This window comes from Luteibacter sp. TLI7-4A (assembly GCF_056754745.1).
In genome coordinates this window covers 2,812,593-2,833,232 of sequence record NZ_JBPGWO010000001.1, presented here as the reverse complement: position 1 = coordinate 2,833,232, position 20,640 = coordinate 2,812,593, and the positions used below count along the sequence as shown (strand labels likewise).

Genomic DNA, 20,640 nt, shown 5'->3' with positions numbered 1-20,640 from the left:
TTTCATTTGGACGCCCGACTATCCAACGCTTCCACGGCGTGTACCGGGCTGCCTCAGGGGAGGGGCTGCGGCGCGTCAGCGTGAGTAAGGATGCCGCTCTTGTTGAAGCAGACCGTTCTGGCCATCGCCCTGGGCATGGCTTTCGCTTCCGTCGCCCATGCGACGGATACCGACTCCACGGCCGATGCCGCCGCCACCGCGGCCAAGCGCGACAAGGCGCAGGATCTGGACGCCGTCTCCGTCATCGGTACGGGTGAGACGCGCCAGGTACAGCGCCTGCGCACGTCCGACCAGAAGGTGCTTCCGCCGGGAACCAGCCTGCAGAAGGTGTTGAACGTGCTGCCTGGCGTCAATGCGCAGTCCGCCGATGCGCTGGGCACCAACGAACAATCCATGACCCTGAGCCTGCGCGGCTTCAGCGGCACGCGGCTGGGTTACACGCTGGATGGCATGCCGCTCGGCGACAGCGCGTACAACAACTACAACGGCCTCTCGATCAACCGGGCGCTGATCTCCGAGAACTTCGCCGGCGCGGAGCTTTCCGAAGGCATCGGCAATCTTGGCACGCCTTCCACCAGCAACCTCGGCGGCACCATCGCCTATAGTTCCAGCGATCCGCTCAAGACCATGGGTGGCCGCGTCGTGCAGGGCTTCGGCAGCGACCAGAACCGCCACACCTTCGCCCGCTTCGATACCGGCGAGTACAACGGGTTCTCGATGTACCTCTCCGGTGCGCGCACCACCTCGGACCTGTGGAACAACCAGAGCGTCTACAACGGTTCGACCACGAAGCAGTTCAACGGCAAGGCCGTGTGGGACTTCGACTGGGGCCGCCTCACGGGCTTCGCGGACACCTCGCGGACCTCGCAGGCCGATTACTTCTACCTGTCCAAGAGTGAACTGGCGCGCGGACTCGGCTGGGATTGGGGCGGTTACGCGCCGGACTGGCAGCGGGCGATCGGCAAGGCGTACTGCAACGCCGGTACGCTCAACGCGAAGCTCTGCGACAAGAGCGGCGCGGACACCGATGCGGACGGCGCGTTCACCGCGGGACAGATCCTGCGCGACGACGACCTCTATTACCTTGCCGGTGACTTCTTCCCCAGCGATTCGGTCACCATCCATGCCCAGGTCTATCATCACGAGGATGCCGGCGAGGGACACAACTGGAACAGCGGCACCTATTCGTACCCGGGTACGCCGCGCCAGTTGCCGATCATCTTCCGCAACACCTTGTATACGATCAACCGCTCCGGCGCGATCCTCTCCGCCGCATGGGATGTCGCCAACCATCACGTCGAAGGCGGCGTGTGGTACGAGCACAATGTCTCCAGCGCCTCGCGCTACAGCAGCTATGTGAGCGGGCCGCGCGACCTGAGCGCTCCCATCGACAGCACGCCGGACCTCGGCGTTTTCGCGCAGCGCACGGTATGGAACACGCGACAGGCCTTCCTGCAGGACACGATCCGTTTCCTCGACGATGCGCTTGCCGTCGATGTCGGCGTGAAGAGTCCGCACGTCACGTCCCAGGCCACGGCGCTTCCCGGTGACGCGGTGCAGCCGATCAAGCCCACGTCGAACAACCAGTTCGCCAGTGGCAAGCTGAGCGCGAGCAAGGCCCTGCTGCCGCAGTTCGGCGCGCGTTACAAGATCGCCGACGGCCAGGAGGTTTTCGCCAGCTTCGCGAAGAACATCGCGATGTTCCAGGGCGGTTTCAAGCTCGGTCCGCAGGCGGTGAGCCAGGCCATCTGGGATACGCAGGGCGATCTCAAGCCCGAGAAGTCACGCAGCCTGGAAGCCGGCTATCGCATCGAGACCGGTCCGGTGGCCGCCTCGGTGGCCGCGTACAACGTGCGCTTCGACAACCGCCTGCTCCAGTACAATCCTTGTGATTCGCGCCAGCCGGTCGGTCCGTCGTGCGGCAACCGTTTCTACAACGTGGGCGGCGTGGACAGCCATGGCGTGGAAGTGACCTTCGTCTGGACACCGACCGATCATCTGCGCTGGTACAACTCGGCCTCGTACAACCGCTCCACCTATGCGAGCGACTACGTGCAGGCCGGCGTCGTCCAGCACACCAAGGGCAAGATCCAGGCCGACACGCCGTCCAAGCTCTTCGCGACGCAGATCGACTGGACGCAGGGGGCGTGGTTCGCGTCCTTGCGCGGCAAGTACACCGGCGAACGGTTCTACACGTACACGAACGACCGGGGTTTCGGCGGCTTCACCGTATGGGACCTTTCCGGTGGCTACGACTTCGGGCCCGTTTCCTTCGCCAAGGACATCCGCCTGTCGATCAACGTGACCAACCTTGGCGACAAGCGCTACGCAAGCAACTTCGACTCCAGCGCCTTCGTGCCCAGCGATCCCAAGGGCACCGCGTACGTGTTCCACGCGTCGGCGCCGCGCCAGTACTTCGCCAATCTCGACGTGCGCTTCTGATGTCGCGCCTGGTCGCCGGCCTGACCGTGACGCTCCTGCTGGGCAGCGCCGCGGCGCAGACGGGCGAGGTGCGCGTGCCGGATATCGTTTCGGCGCCGTTGCCACGCATCGTCCGGATGGGCGACGCGACCTATGTCGACAAGGGTCTGGTCGCCACCGGGTCGCTGCCTGCGGGCACGCTGGATTTCCTCGGTGACACGCTTGGCTCGTTTTCGTCTCTGATGATCGAGCCGGGCAGTTGGAAGCGGGAAGGCGACACCTACACCGGCATCCTATGGACGCTACCGGATCGTGGCCGCAACGATCCGGAGCATGACGTGTTCTTCGATTATCAGGGGCGGTTGCACCGGTTTCGTTTCAGCATGACGGTAGGGCGGGCGCCATTCGCCGCTGAAGCGGCTCCCACAAAAGGCGCGGTGTCGCCGATGCACGGCGCTGCACCCACACAGGGCGCGGTGCCCACGCACGGTGCGGTGCCTGCACCGGGGGCGCGTCTTGTGTTGGTGCCCGATGGTGGGCGCGAGTTGCGCGACTTCGACGGGAAGCCGTTCACGGGAGCGGAGCCACGAGGCGGCCTGCGCACGGAGCGTGGCGTCGTCCTGCCTTCGCCTGCGACAGGAGTGGGCGCCGGCAAGGTGTCGCTGGATGCCGAGTCATTGCAGTTCACCCGCGATGGCGGCTTCTACGTGGGTGACGAGTACGCGGCCAACGTCTATCGATTCGACGCGAAAGGGCGGCTCACCGGCATCATCGTTCCGCCGAGGTCGGTGCAACCGCTCGACACCGATGGCAAGCCCGACTTTACCTCCCTGCGTGCACCCGCCAGTGGCCGGCGCAATAACCAGGGTGTCGAAGGCATGGCGCTTTCGCCGGATGGCGAACGCCTGTTCGTCGTGTTGCAGAGCGCGCTGGTTCAGGACAGCGCTCCTGGCGATGCCTCGGGCCGCACGCTCACTCGAGTACTCGTCTACGACGTGAGCCGGAATGCGGTGCCGAAGCGCCCCGTGGCGCATTACGTGGTTCGCCTTCCCGCATACGACGACAAGGGCGACGGTGGCGCGCCGAACAAGACGGCGGCGCAGAGCGAGATCCGCGTCATCGACGATCACCGTTTCCTCATGCTCGCCCGGGACGGCAACGGCTACGGTGCCGACAATGGCAAGCCCATCGTGTTCAAGAGCGTGTTGCTGGTGGATACGGACGGTGCCAGCAACCTCGCGGGAACCACGTACGAGACGTCGACGACGTCGGTGCTGGGACAGGATGGCGGCCTGCGCGCCGGCATCCATCCGGCCAGCTGGAAGCCGCTGGTCGATCTGCTGGACCCGACCGACCTCGCCCGCTTCGGACTTTCGATCGAACGCGACAAGCCGGGCATGGCGATGCTGTCCGAGAAGTGGGAAGCGATGGACCTCGTTCCCGTGCTCGACCCGAACTACCCGGACGACTGGTTTCTCCTGGTCGGCAACGACAACGACTTCATCGCGAAGCACTGCGTCATGGAAGGCCGGCGCTGCGATTCCGCCATCGATAACGACAACCGCATCCTCGTGTACCGGCTGACCTTGCCGGGCATGCGTTCCACCGCCGCCTCCCACCACCACTGAAGGGTCATGCGCATGATGAAACGTACGGTTCTATCCCTGCTGTCGGCCACGCTGCTGCTAGGCGCCACGGCCAGCCACGCCAACACGCCGGCCTACGTCGACAGCAAGGAATACAAGGTGCTGCTCGATCCCACGCGCTTCGCCAGCAATCCGTCCAGCGCGGCGGCGACGCTCCTGCACGATGTCTCGGTGCGCCTGTCCGCGCTTGCCTTCGACAAGACGATCAGTGGCAGCTTCAGCGCGGGCGATCGCGACACGCTGGCCTATTACGACACGCCGCACAGCTGCTCGCTGATGAATCGTGGCTACTCGGTGCGTACGCGCGCCGGCGACCACAACGACATCCAGTTCAAGTTCCGCCATGCGGATGAAGAGTTGTCCTACTGGACGGACGTATCGGGTGCGGGCAAGAACAAGGAGACCAAGTTCGAGACCGACGTCACGCCGGGCAGTCTCGTGCTCGCGCATTCCACCAAACAGGATGCGGCCACCACGCCCACCACCGTCTCGGCGCTCATCAAGCAGTTCCCGGGTGCGTCGGCGTTGTCGGATATCTCCACCGCCGGACTTTCGCCGGTGGCGGGCGTGACGGTGACGCAGCAGGAATACGACGGCCCGGAATCCGATATCGGTCAATCGGTGGCCGAATTCACGCTGACCCTGTGGTACGTCAACGGCGCGTCCGCTCCCTCGCTCGCCGAGTTGTCGTTCCGCGTCGAGGCCGACGCGGACAACTACTTCACCACGCCGGTGCTCACCCGCTCGCAGACCTTGAACAAGGCGATCGGCTCGATCGGCAACGGCTGGAACATCGCCAACGACGGTGGCAAGACCAGCTGGCTCTACGCCTATAAGTCGTCCACCTACCCGAACGGCTTCTGCAATTAAGCGTCCCAAGGTGAAGGCAGCCTGGGGGTAGAAAGCAGCCCAGGATGGAGCAGCCTAGGGTGGGAAGCGGCCTGGGCCGCGATCGGACTTGCGGCTACCCCGATCGCGCGCCAGCGCGCTTCCCACCCCCACCCCCACCCGAAGGTGTCGCCACTCGAAGGAAGCGCCCAGGGGTTTACAACGGCTCCAGCCAACCCCAGCGGTCGGCGGTCTTGCCGGTGAACAGGCCGAAGTAGAGTTCCTGGAGGCGGCGGGTGATCGGGCCGCCCTTGCCGCTGCCGACCTTCTTGCCGTCCACGGACCGGATCGGCGTGACTTCGGCCGCCGTGCCGCACATGAGGATTTCGTCGGCGAGGTAGAGGTACTCGCGCGGCAGGTCGCGTTCGACCACGTCGATGCCTTCCTCGCGTGCCAGTGTCATCAGCGTGTGGCGGGTGATGCCGGTGAGGATCGAGGCGCTGGCCGGCGTGGTGTGCAGCACGCCGTCGAAGACCAGGAAAAGGTTCTCGCCCGCGCCTTCGCTGAGCAGGCCCGTCGAGGCCAGCGCGATGCCTTCACCGAAGCCCAGGCGGCGCGCCTCGCGCGCGATCAGCTGGCCGGAAAGGTAGTTGCCACCGGCCTTGGCGCCGGCGGGGATCGTATTGGGTGCGAAGCGCTGCCAGCTCGATACGCAGGCGTCGATGCCGTTTTCCAGCGCCTCTGGCCCGAGATAAGGGCCCATGGGCCACGTCGCCACGGCCACGTCGGTGGGGCATTCGGCCGAGAGGCCGAAGCCGCCCAGGCCGCGGAAGGCCACGGGGCGCAGGTAGGCGGCCTTGAGGTCGTTCTTCTTGATGACGTCGCGGCAGGCGTCGGCCAGCTCGTCCACCGAGTACGGGATCTCGATGTCGTAGATCTTCGCCGAGAGGAAGAGGCGCTTCAGGTGGTCGGTGAGGCGGAAGATGGCGGCGCCATCGGGTGTCTCATAGCTGCGGATGCCTTCGAACACCGACGAGCCATAGTGCAGCGCGTGCGCCATCACGTGGACGGTGGCCTCGCGCCAGGGCTTGATCTGCCCGTTCTGCCAGATCCAATCGGGGTAGTTCTGCGACATGGGTACGCTCCGGAGGGGACCGCCCATGATAACGGGTACGGCCGCCGCCCACATGGCGCGTCGCGTCAGTGCGGCGGCGGATGGGGCTTCCGTCTCAGCCCGGCGGCCGCAGCCACAGGCAGCCGGAATCCCTTACCACGCCAAAATGCGCGCGGCGGGTCGATCCATCGCCCCCCGGGCCCGCGGTCACCGCATCGAGGCCGCCGCCTTCGCTGCCTTCGAGCGAGACCAGGGGTTGCCGTACCAACAGTTCCATGGAGCGCAGGCTTTCGACCGTGCCGCCGCTGCCGTAGCCGTTCCACAGGATCAGGCCGCCGATGCGGTTGGCGCTGCGGGAGGCGAAGGCTTGCGCCACGCCGTCGCGTAACTCGGCGAGATCCTTCGCGCAGAGCAGGCCGGCGGAGGGGCCGTCCGCCGCGGCCGCCCATGCGGAGGACACCGCCGCAGGCATGACGGACGTGGCGCCAACGCTGGTGCATGGCTGGTCGCTGAAGACGGGGCGGCCATCGGGTCCGACACAGCGATGGATCGCGGTCTGCGCGGCGGCGGGCAGGGCGAGGAAAAGCAGCAGGAGCAGGACGATGGCGCGGATCACGGAGCGGAACACGGTGGCGAGCGGTGCGCCATCATCTCCGGGGGCGCCTCACCAAAGGGTGATGGCGTGCACGTTTATCGCGCGGCGAGCCGCTCCAGCACGGAGGTCGTGGCCCGCGCGCGGTTGATCGTGTAGAAGTGCAACCCGGGCGCACCGCCGTCGAGCAGGCGCTGGCACAGTTCCGCCACCACCTCGGCACCCAGGTCGCGCACCGCGGCCGCGTCGTCGCCGTGGGCTTGCATGCGCTTCACGATCCAGCGAGGGATTTCCGCACCACATTGCTCGGAGAACCGGCGCAACTGGCTGAAATTGGCGATCGGCATGATGCCCGGCACGATCGGCACCTGCACGCCCAGCTTCGCCACGTCGTCCACGAAACGGAAGTAGGCATCGGCGTTGAAGAAGTACTGCGTGATCGCGCCATTGGCGCCCGCGTCGACCTTGGCCTTGAAGTGCCTGAGGTCGGCCAGCGCGTTCTCGGCCTGGGGATGGGTTTCCGGATAGGCCGCGACCTCGATATGGAAATGGTCACCGCTGTGTTCACGGATGAAGGCGACAAGCTCCGCCGCGTAGCGGAAGTCGCCAGGGGTGGCCATGCCGGAAGGGAGGTCGCCGCGCAGGGCGACGATGCGGCGACAGCCGGTGGCCTTGTAGGTGTCCAGCAACGCGGCGATCTCGGCCTTCGTGCCACCCATGCAGGACAGGTGTGGCGCCACCGAAAGGTCGTGCTCGGCACGCAGGCGCTTCACCGTGTCGTCCGTGTAGCTGAGCGTCGACCCGCCCGCGCCGAAGGTCACCGACACATAGTCCGGCGCGTGCGCCTTGAGGCGGACGACCGCCGCATCGAGCTGTGCGCGCTGTTCGTCGGTCTTGGGCGGGAAGAATTCGAAGCTGATGGCGGGCATGGGCGATCTCGCGTGGATGCCCGCAGTATAAATATCTTTCCATCCAGATGGAAAGATGTCCGTGACATTCGAGGGGGCGCCGATTCAGTCCAGCGGCCTCACCCAGATATTCCGGAAGCTGATGGGCTGGGAGTGGTCACCGTGCGCCTGTAGCTTGATGGGCGCATCGGCATAGGCCTTGTACCTGGGCTTGCCGATGTAGAAGGTCTCGCCGGAAAGCTCGGTGTGGTTTTGCACGAGCACGCCGTTATGGAACAGCGTGACGTACGCCGGCGATTTCACCGAGCCGTCGGCGGCGAAGACCGGCGCCGTCCAGACGACGTCATAGCTCTGCCATTCGCCCGGGCGCCGCGCCGCGTTTACGAGGGGCGCCGTCTGCTTGTATATGCTCGCGGCCTGTCCGTTGACGTAGGTCTTGTTTTCCCACGAATCCATGATCTGGATTTCATAGCCCTCGTCGCCGGGGCCCGTGGAGGCGAGAAAGAGTCCGCTGTTACCGCGTGCCTGGCCTTCACCGGTGATGTCCTTCGGTATCCGCCATTCCAGGTGCAACTGGTAGTTGCGGAAACGTCGCCGCGTCTGGATGTTTCCGGTGGCCTTGTCGACGGTGACCACGCCGTCGTGCACTTTCCAGCGGGCGGGAGAGTGATCCTTCGACGCCTCCCAGCCGGCAAGGTCACGACCATCGAAGAGCACGACCGCATCGGAAGGCGGCATGTTTTCCTTCGCTCCCGGCGTGACGAGCCTGGGCACCGGCTCCCATTGCTCCGTCGCCTTCGGATCGTCCTGCGCCCGTGCGCACTGCGAGCCGATGAAGACGAGGGTGAAGAGGGCAAGAGTTGTCGAGCCGAAGCGTTTCATGGGTATTCCGGGGCAAGAGGTCATACCGCGCACGTCCTGAATGCCTCGGCGAACGAGTCGAAGGGGTCCGGGCGAGACGGCATGAATTCATGCGCGATGAAGCCCCGGTAGTTCAGGTCCGCGATGGCCATGGCGATCGCACGGTAGTTGAGTTCCTGCGTGCCGTCGATGTCGTGGCGGCCGGGCACGCCGCCGGTATGGAAGTGACCGATCCACTGGATGTTGTCGCGGATGGTGCGGATCACGTCGCCTTCCATGATTTGCATGTGATACATGTCGTAGAGCAGCTTGACGTTGGGTGAGTCGAGGCTTTTGACCACCGCTACGCCGAAGGCGGTGCTGTCGCCCTGGTACCCATGGTGGTCCACCTTGCTGTTCAGCAGTTCAAGGCAGAGCGTGATGCCGTTCTCCGCCGCGTACGGTGCGATCTTCGACAGCCCGGCGATGCAGTTGTCGATGGCCCGCCGATCGTCGATGCCGTCCTTGCGGTTGCCGAACATGGTGATCAGGTTGGTCACGCCTGCGCGCTTGGCGAGCGGGATCGTGGTCTCGATTTCCTTGATCAGCGTGGCATGGTTCGCCGGATCGTTGAAGCCCATTTCGATGAAATTGTCCCGCCTGGAGGGATAGCCCATCGATACCGCCATCCCGTTGCCCGTTACCACCGACCATTCGTCCGCATGGAGAAGATCGACGCCGGCGAAGCCGATGGCCTTCAGGCGCTTGCATAGCTCGGGAAGAGGCGCCTTGGATGTCCAGCGGCTCAGCGACTGCCTCAGTCGCCCGCCAGGGGCCGTCGGCGAACTGGTTTTTCCGGCGGCGGTGCTGGCGGAAGCGAGCAGGGGCGCCGCTCCCACGACCGCCGCGGCGGTGGCGAGGCGGCCCAATGCGCTACGGCGGCCGAGGTCGGTCGTGTCTTCGGGCGTGCTCATTCGAGCCCCAGGATCTGGCGGTTGAACGTAACGTCGCTGCCTGTCGAAGCGAAATCGTCGAAGGCGCGCTCGGTCACCTTGATGATGTGGTCGCGGATGAAGGGAGCGCCTTCCATCGCGCCCTGCTGCGCATCCTTGATGCAGCACTCCCATTCGAGCACCGCCCAGCCCGGATAGTCGTATTGCGCGAGCTTGCTGAAGATCGCACCGAAATCGATCTGCCCGTCGCCAAGCGAACGGAAACGCCCGGGGCGGTCGATCCAGTTCTGGTAGCCGCCATAGACGCCGGAGCGTCCGCTGGGCCGGAACTCGGCGTCCTTCACGTGGAAGGCGCGAATGCGTTCGTGGTAATGGTCGATGAACCGCAGGTAGTCCATCTGTTGCAGGACCATGTGGCTTGGATCGAAGAGGATGTTGGCGCGCGGATGGTGGTCGACCGCATCGAGGAATCGCTCGAAGGTGGCGCCGTCGTGCAAGTCCTCACCGGGATGGAGTTCATAGCAGACGTCGACACCGGCCTCGTCGAAGGCATCGAGAATCGGTTTCCAACGCTTGCCGAGTTCCGCGAAGGCTTCGTCGACGAGCCCTGCCGGACGCTGCGGCCATGGATAGAACAGGTGCCAGGCCAGCGCGCCGGAGAACGTCGCATGCGCCGTCAGGCCGAGGTTCCTGCTTGCCGTGGCCGCGAGCTTGAGTTGCCGTACCGCCCACTCCTGGCGCTGCTGCGGATGGCCACGTAGCGCCGGGGGAGCGAAACCGTCGAACAGGCGGTCGTACGCGGGATGCGACGCCACCAGTTGCCCTTGCAGGTGCGTGGACAGTTCGGTCACCGCCAGGCCGTGTTCGGCGAGCATGCCTGTGATGTCGTCGCAGTACGTCTTGCTCGCCGCCGCCTGCTCCAGGTCGAACAGGCGGCGGTCGTTGGATGGGATCTGGACCCCGACGAAAGAGAGCGACGACGCCCAGCGGGCGATGTCGGGCAGCGTGTTGAACGGTGCCTCGTCCGATGCGTACTGGGCGAGGAAGATGCCTGGACCCTTGAGTGTCTTCATGTCAGATCTTCAGTTCGGTCTCTACTGCCCAGGCCCTGCCGTTGCCCGCTTCGGCCAACGGGATATCGCCTTTCCAGGCGCCGGGGACGGGGGCGTACTGGAGCACCTGGGTGCAACCCGGCTGCGACAGGAAGAAACCCAGCATCGCGAGCTTCTTGCTCATCAGCACGAAATCGGCCGCGGGCGCCGGCTTGCCGCCCCTGGGCACGGCCAACGCTTCGGCATGCAGCCTGGTCACCAGCGCCTTGCGCTGCGCATCGTCGAGCTGGAAGAAGGGCTTGCCGGCGGCTTTCTCGAAGGCGGCCATGGCGCCGAGGTAGCGCGTCCGGTCGGCCTTGGTGTAGACGGCCACGAACATCTGGTCGATGAACAACGGCACGCCCACATCGACCGCTCCGGGGGTATCGGTACGCGGAATCACGATGTCCGACACGGCGCCGACCAGACTGTACCGCGCCGGATCGAAGAACTGTGGCTTCGCATCCGGCTTCTGCGACGTGGCGTGCGCGTCGAACACTGCCAGCAAGGACGGGCCCGCGATGGCGCCGACGGCCAGCGCGGACATGCTTCTCAACCATTCGCGACGATTCATGACGAGATCCTCAGAGGTTGCCGCGCTTGAGTTCTTCCACGGCGTGGTTGGCCGCGCGTGCGGTCAGCGCCATGTAAGTGAGGGACGGGTTCTGGCAGGCGGACGAGGTCATGGCCGAGCCGTCGGTCACGAAGACATTCTTGCAGGCGTGCATCTGGTTCCAGCCATTGAGCACCGAGGTCTTCGGATCGCGGCCCATGCGTGCGGTGCCCATTTCATGGATGCCGGCGCCGACGTTGGCCTTCATCTTGAAGGAATTCACGTCGCGATAGCCGGCGGCGGCGAGCATCTCCATCGCGTCGTCGATGATCGCCTTGCCGAGCATGATTTCATTTTCCTGGTGCGCGGCATCGAAATTGAGGACGGGCAGGCCGTACTTGTCCTTGCGGTCGCGGTCGAGCGTCACGAAGTTCTTGTGCGAGGGCAGCATTTCGCCGAAGCCCATCATGGAGACATACCAGGGGCCGGGGGATTGGGCCGCGCGCTTGAGCTCTTCACCCAGCACCTGCTGATCGACGAGGCGAGTCCAGTCCTGGCGGCCAGCGCCGCCCTGGAAGCCGAAACCACGCAGGTACTTCTGCTTGTCCTTGCCGATGTTGCGATAGCGGGGAATGTAGAAGCCGTTGGGGCGTCGGCCGGAGTAATAGCGGTCCTCATGGCCGTCGACCGTGGCGCGTGCGCCGGTGCCGAACAGGTGGTCCATGATGTTGTGGCCGAGTTCGCCGCTGTCGTTGCCGAAGCCGTTGGGGAAGCGGCTCGACGTCGAGTTCAGCAGGATGTGCGAGGTGCCGAAGGTGGACGCGCACATGAAGATCACCCGGGCGAAGTATTCGGTCTGGTGACCGGTCTCCGCATCCAGTACGCGCACGCCGGTGGCCTTGCCCTTGTCGTTGTCGTAGATCAGCTCGTAGACGATGGCGTTGGTCACCATCGTCATGTTGCCCGTGCGCTCGGCGGAAGGCAGGGTAGACGAGTTGCTGCTGAAGTAGCCGCCGAAGGGACATCCACGCATGCACAGGTTGCGATACTGGCAGGTCGCGCGTTGCGGGCTCTGGTTGTGTTTCAGCGGTGCGGAGAGGTTGGCGGTGCGGCCGATGATGAGCTTGCGGTCGAACTTGTCGTCCAGCTTCGCCTGGAAGTCCTTTTCGACGCAGTTGAGCTCCATGGGTGGCAGGAAATCGCCATCCGGCAGCTGGGCCAGGTGATCGGTGTTGCCGCTGACCCCGATGAAATGCTCGACGTGGTCGTACCACGGCGCGAGGTCTTCATAGCGGATCGGCCAATCCACGCCTACGCCTTCCTTGCCGTTCGCCTCGAAGTCCATCGGGCTGAGGCGATAGCTCTGCCGGCCCCACATCAGCGAACGTCCACCGACGTGATAGCCGCGGAACCAGTCGAACGGCTTGGTTTCCTCGTACGGGTTGTCGATGTCGTCGGCGAACCAGTGTTTGGTGGACTGGGTGATGCCGTAGAACGAGGGGCGCGTATGCTTGGGCCACCGGGCGATGTCTTCCTGCGTCGGTTCGTCCCCGTAGGGCAGTTCCCACGGTGCCTTCATGGCCGTGGGGTAATCGCCGTGCTTGACCATCGGGCCGCGGTCGAGCACGAGCGTCTTGAGGCCCTTCTCGGTGAGTTCCTTGGCGGCCCAGCCACCGCTGACGCCAGTACCGACGACGATGGCGTCGAATGTGTTCTTTCCCATGCCTTTCCCTTCAGCGCAACGGGCGCAGGTAGTCGTAATCGACGCGCGCGGCGTCGAGCGGGCTCATGCGGGCGTACGGGCCTTCCTGTTCGACGAAGCAATGCTTCAGTCCGGAGGTGTCGGCTGCCGCCATGATCGGTTTGTAGTCGAGCTTGCCGTGGCCGAGTTCGGCGCCCGGGTAATCCTTGTGATCGCCGTGCAGGAAATCCTTCGCATGCATCAGCGGGATGCGACCCGGGTTGGCTTTGAAGTAGTCGGCCGGATTCTTGCCGCCGGCGGCGACCCAACCGCAGTCGAGTTCGAACTGCACGAGCTTCTTGTCCGTTTCCTTCAGCAGTACGTCGTAGAACACCTGCCCGCCGCCCACGTCGGTGAACTCGGCGTGGTGGTTGTGATATGCGTACTGGAGGCCGGCCTTGTTGGCCTTCTCACCCAGGCGGTTCGCATACTCGGCCGTGCGCTTGGCGTCGTCGAGCGAATAAGACGGTTCGCCCGGCTTGCTCGCTTCCTTCTGCATGATCGAGGGCAACATGCTGCTGACGATGTACCGGGCGCCGAGCGTATGCGCGGCTTCGATGCCGGCCTCGAAACCGAGGCTGTCGAAGTGCATGCTCGGGCAGCCCAGGCCGGCTTCCTTCAGTTGATCGCGCAGGGTCGCGGCCGTGCTGGTGACGATGGCTTCGATCTCCGTATAGCCGATCGACTTCAGGGTGTGGAGCGTACCGACGGGGTCGTTCTTATAGGCGTCGAGCACCATGTAGAGCTGGATGCCCAGTCCCTTGCCCTTCGATGCGGCGGCAAGTAGCTTTCCCGGTGCGCCGAGGCCGAGCCCCAGCGCCGTGCCACACAGCGCGGAACGCGCGAGGAACTGCCTGCGATTCATCATGAATGGTTCTCCCGAATCAGGGGGTGACGGCGACGGCGGTATCCGCGGTGGCCTTGCGATCTTTGAAGAGCACGACGAAGAGGGCGAAAACGAAGGCGGCGAAGGCGCCGGCAATGAGCCAGATGGCGTGCCAGTCGTGCGTCGCGTCGCTTCGCGTATAGGTTTGGACCACCACGCCGGACAGCCATGAACCGACGAACATGCCCAGGCCGTAGGTCAGGAAGGTGATCAACCCCTGCGTTGCCGCGCGCAGCGCGGGCGGGGCTTCACGGTCGATGTAGATCTGGCCCACCACGAAGAAGAAGTCGAAGCAGACGCCGTGCAGGATGATGCCCAGCCAGAGCATCCACATCAGCTCTCCGGTGCCGCCAAAGGCGAACATGGCATAACGGAGCACCCAGGCGAGCATGCCGACGGCGAGCATCCACTTCACGCCCAGGCGCCGGAAGAACCACGGAATGAGGAGCATGAAGAACAGCTCCGACATCTGCCCGCCGGTCATCTTGCCGGCGGCGTTGGCCACGCCGGCCTCGTTGAGGAACAGGTTGGTGAACGCGTAGTAGAACTGCAGCGGGATGCAGATCAGGAACGAGGCGAGGGCGAACACCGCCATCGAGCGCCCGCGGAGCAGGTGCAGCGATTCGAGCGGCAGCGCATGGCGCATCTCGAAGCGCGTATGGCGCGCCAGCGGCGGCGTCGGGGGCAGGGTGAAACAGTAGCCCGCCATCACGACCGAAAGGCCGGCCGCCAGGAGAAGGGGAGATGCCGTGGCTTCCACGCCCCACGCACCGACGACCAGGCCCACCACGATCCAGCCGATGCTGCCGAACACCCGGATGGCACCGAATTCTTCCTGCGGGTCCTTGATGTGCCGCATGGCGAGCGAGGCGGTGAGAGCCAGGGTCGGCATGTAGCAGAGGCTGTAAGCCAGCAGGGGAGCGTATACCAGCGCGAACGTGGTCTGCTGCGCGGCGACCGCGAGCAGGACGGCGCCAATGAGGTGCAACAGGGTGAGCACCCGGCGCGTGTCGAAGAGGCGGTCGGCGAGCAACCCCACGAACAGCGGCGAGATGATCGCGCCGATGGCGGTGGTGCCCGCGACGGCACCGATTTCCGTGCCGGTGAAATGCAGCGTCTTGCCGAGCCAGGTGCCGACGGTGACGTACCATGCGCCCCAGATTCCGAATTCGAACAACATCATCACTCTAAGGCGCCATTTCATCCGCGTTTCCTCGTTGTACGTGTGGGCTCGAAAGGGTCTTCGATCGACTGCCATGCGCCCCCGGCGGCATGGCTCTTGAGCATGGCGTCCACCAGGAGGCTATTGCGGTAGCCGTCGGCGAACGTGGGCAGCGCGATGGGTTTCGCTTCCGGCGTGGCGCCCTGGCGGATCCACGCGTAGGCGTCGGAGATCACGTTGCGGAACGCGTCCGCCCAGGCCTCGGGATGACCAGCGGGCAGGTGTGCATAAGCCCGGGCGGAAGGGTCCAGGAGCGCGGGATCGCGCGTGAGCGTCGTGTTCGCCTTCGCGTGATGCCCGATCCAGAGTTCGTTGGGTTGTTCCTGGCGCCACGCTACCGAGCCTTCGCGTCCGTTGACCTCGAGGCGAAGGTCGTTCTTGTGACCGGGGAGCACCTGGCCGACGGTGACGCAACCGCGCGCACCGTTGTCGAAACGAAGCAGTACGCTGGCCAGGTCTTCGCTGGTGATTTCGCGTGGTTTCCCGGCGGTCGCCGCCGCGCCCGTGAAGGCTTTCGCCGAGGCGTCCGGTGCTTCGCGCACGGGTACCACCGTGTGCAGGTCGGCCAGTACCGCGGCGATGCGCGCGCCCGTCACGTGCTCGGCCAGGTCGCACCAGTGCGAGCCGATATCCCCGAGCGCGGAACTGGCACCGCCCAGCTTGGGGTCCAGGCGCCACGTGTAAGCGCGCTCATCGGTGAGCCAGTCCTGCAGGTAGCAACCGTGCACGAACACGCTCTTGCCGATCTCGCCCTTGGCGATCATCGCGCGTGCCTGCTGCACGAGCGGATAGCCTCGGTAGTTGAACGTGACGACATGAGCGAGATTCGCGTCGCGCGCGGCCTCGTAAAGCTCTCGCGCTTCCTGCATCGTGGCGGCCAGGGGCTTGTCGGAGATCACGTGCTTGCCGGCGCGCAGCGCCGCCAGCGAGACTTCACGGTGCAGATGATTCGGCGTGGTGTTGTGCACCACGTGCACAGCGGGATCGGCCAGCAGTTCGCGGTAACCCGCATAAGCCTGGCCGGCATTCAACTCGCGTGCCCGTTTTTTCGCGGATTCGAAGCTGGAGCCGGCGATGCCGACCACCTCGACGTCGCCCAGGCGCCGTACGGCATCGAGATGATGCGCGGCGATGAAGCCGGGGCCGACGAGTCCCATGCCGAGCCTCATCGGTCGATGGTCCTGCCGCTTTTCGATATCGACTGGCTTGCCATGGCTTCCCCCAGCGACCTCTTGCCGCCGAAAATGTATTCGATTACATCCCTGTGGCATGCGGACCAGAAGGCTTTCGCCTGCTTCGAATCCGTGATTTCCCCGGGCCGCCCATCGTCGAGAGCCCTGAACATGCCAAGATATGTATCAGACGGGTGAAGAAGCCTGCAACGGTTTTATGTAATCCATTACATTGCAATGCAACATATTCAAAGCGTCGCCGGCTGTTATCGTGCGGAACGCCTCGGGCAGGCAAAGGGATGGAAAACGCGTGAGTACAGAGGAATCCAGGCGAAAGCGGAAAGGCGGCAATGGCCAGCGCACCGATGTTGCGCCGCAGCCCATCCGCGTGCGCACGGTGAAGGAAATCGCCGCCATCGCAAAGGTTTCAGTGGCAACCGTTTCGCGCGCACTGCAACGGCCTGAAATCGTGAGCGAGAAAACGCGTCAGCGCATCCATGAGGTCGTCAAACGTCTCGGCTATACGCCCAACGCGCTTGCGCGCAACCTGCGGACCGCGCGGACGCGGCTGATCGTCGCCCTGCTTCCCGACATCGCCAACCCGTTCTTCTCGGAAGTGATCCGAGGTATCGAGCAGGTCGCCTACGAGAATGGGTACTCCGTGCTTCTGGGCGAGACGCAGAGCAGTCTCGTGCGCGAACAGGCCTATGCCGACATGGTCGCAGCCCGGCAGGCCGATGGCATCATCACCATGTTCCATCGCGTGCCGGCGATCCCCATCGAGGGCCGTCTGCCGCTCGTCAACGCCTGCGAATACGTCAAGGACAGCGCCATATCGAGCGTGTACGTCGATAACGTCGCGGCGGCCGCGGCCGCCGTCGACTATCTCGTGACCCTGGGGCACCGCGAGATCGCCTTCATCGCCGGCCCCTCGTCGAGCCCGATCTGCGTCGATCGCGAGCAGGGTTACCACCTCGCGTTACAGCGAGCGAACATCGCCGTCGACCCCGCCCTTACCGCCGCCGGGGATTTCTCCATCGAAGCCGGCGAACGAGCCGTCGAGTTGTTCCTTTCGCAGGGCCTGTCCTTTAGCGCGGTTTTCTGCTCCAACGATGAAATGGCCATCGGCGCGATGCGCGCCCTGATCTCCCGTGGCCTGCGCATCCCGGAAGACGTCTCCGTCGTCGGCTTCGACGACATCCGCTTCGCCCGCTACACCTCGCCACCGTTGACCACCGTTTCCCAGCCAAAAAACGCGCTGGGGCGCGAAGCCATGATGATGCTGATCGAGATACTCAACGACCCGGAGGTGCCAACGCGCAAGCGGGTGTTGTCCGCCGAACTGGTGCTGCGGGGATCGACCGGGCCTTGTCGGCGCACGCGGCTGGCGGACGCCGACCAGTCCTAGAGGAACCAGCCTTCGCGATACTCACGACGCAGGAATTCGTTGGCTTCCGGCAGATTGGTGATGCGCATGTTCGGCGCGTCGTATTCGATCCTGCCACCTGCCCGGAGGGACACGACGCCTAGCAGCATGACTTCCGTCAGCCGCGCGGCGTACGCGAATGGCGACGATGCCTGACCCTTCCCCTTGCAGGCATCCACCCAGTTCATCTCGTGCGAGGTCCCGATGCGTGCGAATGTCCGGGGAGGCGTGCCCACCGAATCGTGCAACGATTGCGGCAGCAGCCGCGGGTTCGCACCGTATGTCTCGTGGATCAGCTTGCCCTTGTCACCGATATAGAGCACGCCGCCATCCTTGCTCATCTGTCCGGCTCCGAGCGCCTCCAGCCCGGGCGGCAGCAATGCGCCGTCGTACCAGGTGAGCCTCACCGGCGGCATGCCGCCGCGTGCAGGGAAGTCGTAGTAGGTCATCGTCGCCATGGGATAGGACGCCTTGTCGAACGGTGTCGACACGGTCTCCACGGACGTCGGAAAACCAAGGTCCAGCGACCAGAACGGCGAATCGATCAGATGGGCCCCCATGTCGCCGATGGCACCCACGCCCCAATCCACCCATCCGCGCCAGTTGAACGGGTGATAGAGGGGGTGGTATTCGACGACGGGGCCGGGACCGAGGAAGAGATCCCACGCGAGCCCCTGCGGCATCGGATAGTTGCCGGCCATGGCATTGGCGAGCCGATCCGTCACAGCATGCATGTCCCAGTTCGCGTCGCCCGGGTCAGGCCTGGCTTGCGGACGTGGAATGCCTTGCGGCCAGTAGGCAAGCGGGCGATTCGTCCATACGTGGACTTCGCGCACATCGCCGATCGCCCCGGCCGCGATGTACTCGTTGATCAACCGGGCATCGTCGGTCGAATGCCCCTGGTTTCCCATCTGTGTGACGATCCGGGGATTCTCCTTCGCCTTCCTGGCCAGTTCCCGGGCTTCGTGAATCGACCAGGTGAGGGGCTTCTGCACGTAGACGTGCTTGCCAAGGCCCATCGCCGCGCTGGCGATCGTCGCATGCAGGTGGTCCGGCGTCGCGATGACCACCGCGTCGATGTCCTTTTGCTGCTCGAGCATCCTGCGGTAATCGGTATGGCGCCTGATCGAACCGAACTTGCGGGAAAGCAGCTTCGTATGCTCGATCTCGTCCTGCAGTTCCCGGCGCTCCGCCGCGGTTCGAGCCTTGTCGAGGCGTGCCTGCGTTTTCCCCAGGTCGCCGAACATCCTGCGAAAGGACTCATCCGTATAGCGCCAATCCACGTCGCACAGGGCGACGATGTTCTCGCCGGCCAGGGCGCGGATGTTGTGCGCGCCCATCCCACCGACGCCGATGCCGGCAATGTTCAACCGATCGCTGGGCGGCGTATGACCGGGCCCGCCCAGGACGTGGCGGGGCACGATCATCAACCCGGTCGCGGCGAGGGCCGTGCCCGCGAGGAAGTGACGGCGTGAGATCTTGAGGTCAGCCTGCGCATCTTCGGGCGTCTCCCCCGCGCCGTGGACCAGATTCTCTTTCTCGATCTTCGATTCGTCCGTCATGCGCTGCGTGAACCCCCGGTACGGTGCGACCGTCAATACTAAACCGTCGTCGACAACGCAAGAAGGCGCCCGAAGGCGCCTCCTCGTGACCGCGATGGATCGTTCGATCAGTAGCGGTAGTGGTCCGGCTTGTACGGGCCTTCCACCGGTACGCCGATGTAGTCTGCCTGTTCCTGCGTGAGCACGGTCAGCTTCACGCCGATCTGCTCCAGGTGCAGGCGGGCGACTTCCTCGTCGAGCTTCTTCGGCAGGCGGTACACCGTCTTCTCGTAGGTGTCCTTGTTCTTCCACAGGTCGATCTGCGCCAGCGTCTGGTTGGAGAAGCTGTTCGACATGACGAAGCTCGGATGGCCGTGGGCGCAGCCAAGGTTCACCAGGCGGCCTTCGGCGAGCATGTAGATGCTGTTGCCCTTGGCGAAGGTGTAGCGGTCGACCTGCGGCTTGATCGTCTCGCGGGTGACGTCCTTCGCCGCGTTCAGGCGGTCGATCTGGATCTCGTTGTCGAAATGGCCGATGTTGCAGACCAGGGCGTTGTTCTTCATCGCCGCCATGTGCTCCAGCGTGATGATGTCCTTGTTGCCCGTGGTGGTGACGTAGATGTCGCCGAGGCCGAGGGTCTCTTCGATAGTGGTGACCTGGAAGCCTTCCATCGCGGCTTGCAGGGCATTGATCGGGTCGATCTCGGTGACGATGACGCGGGCACCGAAGCCCTTCAGCGAATGAGCGCAGCCCTTGCCCACGTCGCCGTAGCCGCAGACGACGGCGACCTTGCCGGCGACCATCAGGTCGGTGGCGCGCTTGATGCCGTCGGCCAGCGATTCACGGCAGCCGTAGAGGTTGTCGAACTTGCTCTTGGTGACCGAATCGTTGACGTTGATCGCCGGGACCAGCAGCTTGCCGGCTTCGGCGAGCTGGTACAGGCGGTGCACGCCGGTGGTGGTCTCTTCGGAGACGCCGCGCCATTCGGCGGCGACCTTGGTCCAGAAACCCGGGCGCTCCTTGGCGACGCGCTTGAGCAGGTCCTTGATGACCTGTTCCTCGTGGTTGGCGCCCGGCGAGTTCGCCCAGTCCGAACCCTGCTCGAGTTCGAGACCCTTGTGGATGAGCAGGGTGGCGTCGCCGCCGTCGTCGACGATCAGCTGCGGGCCGAGTTCACCCGGGTGGGTCAGCATGTCGAGCGTGCAATCCCAGTATTCCTCCAGCGACTCGCCCTTCCAGGCGAACACCGGCAGGCCGCCGGCGGCCAGCGCCGCGGCGACGTCGTCCTGGGTGGAGAAGATGTTGCAGGAGGCCCAGCGGACCGACGCGCCCAGCTCGCGCAGGGTCTCGGCCAGCACGGCGGTTTCCTTGGTGACGTGCAGGGAGCCGGAGAGGCGCACGCCCTGCAGCGGCTTCTCCTTGGCATAACGGGCGCGGATCTGCATCAGGCCCGGCATTTCCTCTTCCGCCATGCGGATGCGGCGGCGGCCGAGGGCGGCCTGCGAGATATCGCGGACCTTGTAATCCTGGAAGGTGTCTTTGGTGACGGCGTTCATCTGGCGTAGCTCCGGAAATTCACGGGGGCGCCGTTTGGTGGGACGCCGCGCCGAGCCTGGCCTATGGGGACGTTCCCATGGTCGCAGCGCCCCTCGGCGGGCAAAACGGTCCGCAGATTGTATCGCGGAATTCGGATGCAGGGATGAACA

The 20,640-nt window shown here is 64.8% G+C and carries 17 protein-coding genes and 1 riboswitch; of the genes, 4 read left to right on the top strand and 13 right to left on the bottom strand.

The annotated features are described in order from the left end of the window. The first annotated feature begins 90 nt into the window (after positions 1-90). The 3 genes from ACR9Y6_RS12525 to ACR9Y6_RS12515 are packed head-to-tail and all read left to right on the top strand — an operon-like array spanning position 91 to position 4,937. Positions 91-2,442, top strand: coding sequence for a TonB-dependent receptor (locus ACR9Y6_RS12525; RefSeq protein ID WP_481281581.1), 2,352 nt, complete (start codon positions 91-93; stop codon positions 2,440-2,442). Beyond that, positions 2,442-4,049 carry an esterase-like activity of phytase family protein gene (locus ACR9Y6_RS12520; protein ID WP_481281580.1) on the top strand — a complete coding sequence of 536 codons (1,608 nt, stop codon included), beginning with the start codon at positions 2,442-2,444 and terminating at the stop codon, positions 4,047-4,049. The genes ACR9Y6_RS12525 and ACR9Y6_RS12520 overlap by 1 nt, the downstream gene beginning before the upstream one ends. A 12-nt stretch (positions 4,050-4,061) precedes the next feature. Next, a complete protein-coding gene (locus tag ACR9Y6_RS12515; RefSeq protein ID WP_481281579.1) occupies positions 4,062-4,937 on the top strand; it encodes a hypothetical protein in 876 nt (291 codons plus the stop codon). Between the two features lie 175 nt (positions 4,938-5,112). Here ACR9Y6_RS12515 and ACR9Y6_RS12510 read toward each other — a convergent pair whose 3' ends face one another. The 11 genes from ACR9Y6_RS12510 to ACR9Y6_RS12460 form a co-directional block, all read right to left on the bottom strand. Further along, positions 5,113-6,030, bottom strand: a complete 918-nt coding sequence (locus ACR9Y6_RS12510; protein ID WP_481281578.1) for a branched-chain amino acid transaminase — start codon at positions 6,028-6,030, stop codon at positions 5,113-5,115. Positions 6,031-6,124: 94 nt separating this feature from the next. Beyond that, positions 6,125-6,637 carry a DUF4124 domain-containing protein gene (locus ACR9Y6_RS12505; protein ID WP_481281577.1) on the bottom strand — a complete coding sequence of 171 codons (513 nt, stop codon included), beginning with the start codon at positions 6,635-6,637 and terminating at the stop codon, positions 6,125-6,127. 62 nt (positions 6,638-6,699) lie between these two features. After that, the gene (metF, locus tag ACR9Y6_RS12500; protein WP_481281576.1) at positions 6,700-7,530 is read right to left on the bottom strand and encodes a methylenetetrahydrofolate reductase [NAD(P)H]; all 831 of its coding nucleotides are present in this window, start codon (positions 7,528-7,530) and stop codon (positions 6,700-6,702) included. An 84-nt stretch (positions 7,531-7,614) separates the two neighbouring features. After that, entirely contained in the window at positions 7,615-8,391 is a 777-nt protein-coding gene (locus ACR9Y6_RS12495) for a 3-keto-disaccharide hydrolase (RefSeq protein ID WP_481281575.1), read from the bottom strand. 20 nt (positions 8,392-8,411) lie between these two features. Further along, complete coding sequence (locus tag ACR9Y6_RS12490; protein WP_481281574.1) at positions 8,412-9,323, bottom strand: hydroxypyruvate isomerase family protein; 912 nt, start codon at positions 9,321-9,323, stop codon at positions 8,412-8,414. Continuing rightward, positions 9,320-10,375 (bottom strand): sugar phosphate isomerase/epimerase family protein, encoded by a 1,056-nt coding sequence (locus ACR9Y6_RS12485; RefSeq protein WP_481281573.1) that lies wholly within the window; start codon positions 10,373-10,375, stop codon positions 9,320-9,322. Before ACR9Y6_RS12485 ends, ACR9Y6_RS12490 begins: the two co-directional genes overlap by 4 nt. A 1-nt stretch (position 10,376) precedes the next feature. Then, positions 10,377-10,967: a gluconate 2-dehydrogenase subunit 3 family protein gene (locus tag ACR9Y6_RS12480; RefSeq protein WP_481281572.1), complete on the bottom strand. Its 591-nt coding sequence runs from the start codon at positions 10,965-10,967 to the stop codon at positions 10,377-10,379. 10 nt (positions 10,968-10,977) lie between these two features. Continuing rightward, complete coding sequence (locus ACR9Y6_RS12475; RefSeq protein ID WP_481281571.1) at positions 10,978-12,669, bottom strand: GMC oxidoreductase; 1,692 nt, start codon at positions 12,667-12,669, stop codon at positions 10,978-10,980. Positions 12,670-12,679: 10 nt separating this feature from the next. Then, the gene (locus ACR9Y6_RS12470; protein WP_481281570.1) at positions 12,680-13,555 is read right to left on the bottom strand and encodes a sugar phosphate isomerase/epimerase family protein; all 876 of its coding nucleotides are present in this window, start codon (positions 13,553-13,555) and stop codon (positions 12,680-12,682) included. 16 nt (positions 13,556-13,571) lie between these two features. Then, positions 13,572-14,777, bottom strand: coding sequence for a nucleoside permease (locus tag ACR9Y6_RS12465; protein ID WP_481281569.1), 1,206 nt, complete (start codon positions 14,775-14,777; stop codon positions 13,572-13,574). Next, positions 14,774-15,952, bottom strand: coding sequence for a Gfo/Idh/MocA family protein (locus tag ACR9Y6_RS12460; RefSeq protein WP_481281568.1), 1,179 nt, complete (start codon positions 15,950-15,952; stop codon positions 14,774-14,776). Before ACR9Y6_RS12460 ends, ACR9Y6_RS12465 begins: the two co-directional genes overlap by 4 nt. 325 nt (positions 15,953-16,277) lie before the next feature. Here ACR9Y6_RS12460 and ACR9Y6_RS12455 point away from each other — a divergent pair, with 325 nt between their 5' ends. Continuing rightward, a complete protein-coding gene (locus ACR9Y6_RS12455) occupies positions 16,278-17,375 on the top strand; it encodes a LacI family DNA-binding transcriptional regulator (protein WP_481281567.1) in 1,098 nt (365 codons plus the stop codon). Here the strand turns inward: ACR9Y6_RS12455 and ACR9Y6_RS12450 are convergent. Further along, positions 17,372-18,955, bottom strand: a complete 1,584-nt coding sequence (locus tag ACR9Y6_RS12450) for a Gfo/Idh/MocA family protein (protein WP_481281566.1) — start codon at positions 18,953-18,955, stop codon at positions 17,372-17,374. The genes ACR9Y6_RS12455 and ACR9Y6_RS12450 overlap by 4 nt on opposite strands. 107 nt (positions 18,956-19,062) lie before the next feature. After that, the gene (gene ahcY / locus ACR9Y6_RS12445; protein WP_481281565.1) at positions 19,063-20,490 is read right to left on the bottom strand and encodes an adenosylhomocysteinase; all 1,428 of its coding nucleotides are present in this window, start codon (positions 20,488-20,490) and stop codon (positions 19,063-19,065) included. Positions 20,491-20,508: 18 nt separating this feature from the next. Then, positions 20,509-20,591: riboswitch (S-adenosyl-L-homocysteine riboswitch) on the bottom strand. Positions 20,592-20,640: the final 49 nt, after the last annotated feature.

Coding starts and splice junctions, on each gene's coding strand:
- metF (WP_481281576.1), bottom strand. CDS start 7,530: ATGCCCGCCATCAGCTTCGAATTCTTCCCGCCCAAGACCGACGAACAG.
- ACR9Y6_RS12450 (WP_481281566.1), bottom strand. CDS start 18,955: ATGACGGACGAATCGAAGATCGAGAAAGAGAATCTGGTCCACGGCGCG.
- ACR9Y6_RS12460 (WP_481281568.1), bottom strand. CDS start 15,952: ATGGGACTCGTCGGCCCCGGCTTCATCGCCGCGCATCATCTCGATGCC.
- ACR9Y6_RS12470 (WP_481281570.1), bottom strand. CDS start 13,555: ATGATGAATCGCAGGCAGTTCCTCGCGCGTTCCGCGCTGTGTGGCACG.
- ACR9Y6_RS12495 (WP_481281575.1), bottom strand. CDS start 8,391: ATGAAACGCTTCGGCTCGACAACTCTTGCCCTCTTCACCCTCGTCTTC.
- ACR9Y6_RS12515 (WP_481281579.1), top strand. CDS start 4,062: ATGATGAAACGTACGGTTCTATCCCTGCTGTCGGCCACGCTGCTGCTA.
- ACR9Y6_RS12520 (WP_481281580.1), top strand. CDS start 2,442: ATGTCGCGCCTGGTCGCCGGCCTGACCGTGACGCTCCTGCTGGGCAGC.
- ACR9Y6_RS12475 (WP_481281571.1), bottom strand. CDS start 12,669: ATGGGAAAGAACACATTCGACGCCATCGTCGTCGGTACTGGCGTCAGC.
- ACR9Y6_RS12465 (WP_481281569.1), bottom strand. CDS start 14,777: ATGAAATGGCGCCTTAGAGTGATGATGTTGTTCGAATTCGGAATCTGG.
- ACR9Y6_RS12525 (WP_481281581.1), top strand. CDS start 91: ATGCCGCTCTTGTTGAAGCAGACCGTTCTGGCCATCGCCCTGGGCATG.
- ACR9Y6_RS12490 (WP_481281574.1), bottom strand. CDS start 9,323: ATGAGCACGCCCGAAGACACGACCGACCTCGGCCGCCGTAGCGCATTG.
- ACR9Y6_RS12485 (WP_481281573.1), bottom strand. CDS start 10,375: ATGAAGACACTCAAGGGTCCAGGCATCTTCCTCGCCCAGTACGCATCG.
- ACR9Y6_RS12480 (WP_481281572.1), bottom strand. CDS start 10,967: ATGAATCGTCGCGAATGGTTGAGAAGCATGTCCGCGCTGGCCGTCGGC.
- ACR9Y6_RS12510 (WP_481281578.1), bottom strand. CDS start 6,030: ATGTCGCAGAACTACCCCGATTGGATCTGGCAGAACGGGCAGATCAAG.
- ahcY (WP_481281565.1), bottom strand. CDS start 20,490: ATGAACGCCGTCACCAAAGACACCTTCCAGGATTACAAGGTCCGCGAT.